Source organism: Mesorhizobium sp. M7A.F.Ca.CA.003.01.2.1 (assembly GCF_003998945.1).
GTDB classification, from domain to species: Bacteria; Pseudomonadota; Alphaproteobacteria; order Rhizobiales; family Rhizobiaceae; genus Mesorhizobium; species Mesorhizobium ciceri.
Genome location: NZ_RZRA01000947.1, coordinates 1 through 2,122, shown reverse-complemented (window position 1 = coordinate 2,122; position 2,122 = coordinate 1). Strand labels below are relative to the sequence as shown.

General features: G+C 63.8%; 3 protein-coding genes. All 3 read left to right on the top strand.

Annotation, left to right across the window (positions count from 1 at the left end; translation table 11 throughout):
- A partial coding sequence (locus EN969_RS28065) for an extracellular solute-binding protein (RefSeq protein ID WP_127419582.1) occupies positions 1-650 on the top strand: 650 nt, incomplete at its 5' end.
- A gap of 73 nt (positions 651-723) precedes the next feature.
- Positions 724-1,587: an ABC transporter permease gene (locus tag EN969_RS28060; protein ID WP_063169502.1), complete on the top strand. Its 864-nt coding sequence runs from the start codon at positions 724-726 to the stop codon at positions 1,585-1,587.
- Positions 1,587-2,122 (top strand): ABC transporter permease (locus tag EN969_RS28055; protein WP_127419581.1); only part of this gene is annotated, 536 nt, incomplete at its 3' end. The genes EN969_RS28060 and EN969_RS28055, both read left to right, overlap by 1 nt.

Genomic DNA, 2,122 nt, shown 5'->3' with positions numbered 1-2,122 from the left:
CCACCGGCTTTGCCGTCAACACCAAGAAGCTGACCAAGCCGATGACGAGCTGGAAGGAGTTCTGGGACACCGCCATGGCGGAAGGCGACAGCCGCACCATGGTGCATGACTACCAGCTGACCACGATCGGCAATGCGCTGAAATATTACGGCTACTCGTTCAATTCGCTCAAGCAGGACGAACTGGCCAAGGCGGAGGAGCTGCTGCTGAAGGTCAAGCCGCATCTGTTCGCGGTCTCCTCCGACTACCAGCCGGGGATGCGCGCCGGCGACGCGTGGATGACCATGTGCTGGACGAATGACGGCGCGCAGCTGCATCGCGACATTCCCGAGATCGCCTATGTGCTGGGCAAGGAAGGCGGCGAGATCTGGACCGATTTCTATGCCATTCCGAAAGACGCGCCGAACAAGCCCGCCGGTTACGCGCTGCTCAACTACCTGATGAATCCGCAGGTGGCGGTGAAGGAGCATTTGGCCAATGGTGCGCCGTCGACCGATGCGCGCGTCAACAAGCTGCTGCCCAAGGAGGTGCTCGACAACCCGATCCTCTATCCGGCAGCCGACCTGTTGACGCCGCTGGAATTCGGCGCGGCGGCAACGTTGACCGATCCGGGCCGCGCCGAATTGATGGCGCGCTTCAAGTCGGCCTGAGCGACGGCCTCAAATTCGACTCAGATAATTTGACCGGCGGGTTTATGCCCGCCGGCACCGGGGCAATCTTTCCATGCACGGCAGCCGTCTTCGCAGGAATTTTCTGACCGCCATGCTGCTCGGTCCGGCGACCGCGTGGCTGGTGGTGTTCCTGGTGCTGCCGTTCATCGCCATCGCCGTGTTCAGCGTCGGCGAACGCGCACCGGAAGGCGGCTATCAGGCCGCCTTTACGCTGGCGCAATATGCCAATCTTCCGGCGCGGGCGACCGCCTTCTGGAACACCATGGTGCTGGCGCCGGTGGGAGCGCTCGCCTGCCTTCTCGTCGCTTATCCCGTTGCCTACTATCTCGCCTTGCGCGCGCCGCAGCGCTGGCGGCTGATCCTGCTGGCGCTGGTCGTCATTCCGTTCTGGACCAGCCTGCTGATGCGGACCTATGCCTGGATGTACATTCTGGGCGGGCGCGGCATTCCGGCGCTGCTCGCCTTTGTCGGCATCGAGGATGTCAGGCTGATCAACACGCCGGGCGCGGTGCTGCTCGGCATCGTCTATGGCTACCTGCCGTTGATGATCCTGCCGATCTATGTCAGCCTCGAACGGCTTGACCGCAGGCTGCTGGAAGCCTCCGCCGATCTCGGCGCCACGCCACTATCGACTTTCCTGGGCGTGACCCTGAAACTGTCGTTGCCGGGCGTGATGACCGGCTTCTCGCTGGTCATGATCCTGCTGCTCGGCGAATATCTGATCCCGACGCTGCTTGGCGGCGGCAAGGTGTTCTTCATCGGCAATGCGCTGGTCGACCTGTTCCTGCAATCGCGCAACTGGCCGTTCGGATCGGCCATCGCCATCACGCTGGTGCTGGTCTCGGTGGAGGTGCTGATTGCCGCAAACCGCATTTCGACCCGAGTTTCGGGCGCGCGCCGGGTGGATCTGATCTGATGCGGGCTTTCGTCATTGCGGTGTTCGCTTTCCTCTATCTGCCGATCGCGCTGGTGGTGCTGTTTTCCTTCAACGCCGGCCACCATGCCAGCGAGTTCACCGGCTTTTCGGTGCAATGGTACGGCAAGGCACTGGCGAACCCGTTCCTGGTCGAAGCGCTGAAGAACAGCCTGTTCATCGCCACCACCAGCGCCTTGCTGGCGGCGCTGTGCGGCACCGCGGCGGCACTCGGCCTGGCGCGCGTCGGCGTGCGGACCCGCGCGGTCTTCGACGCACTTCTGGGCGCCGCGATCGTCGTTCCGGGCGTCGTGATCGGCATTTCGACTCTGGTCGCGCTCGTCCAATTGTTCACCGTGGTCAATCCGTTCCTCGCCTCGATCTGGCCGGACGACCAGCCGCCGCGGCTGGCGCTCGGCTACGGTTCGATCATCGCGGCGCACGGGCTGTTCTCGATGGCGCTGGTGACGATGATCGTCGGCACGCGGCTCGGCAGCCTCGACCGCAATCTGGTCGAGGCGTCGAGCGATCTCTACGC

Bases quoted from the DNA above. Each gene is read 5' to 3' on its own strand.
- EN969_RS28060 (WP_063169502.1), top strand. From the start codon at position 724: ATGCACGGCAGCCGTCTTCGCAGGAATTTTCTGACCGCCATGCTGCTC.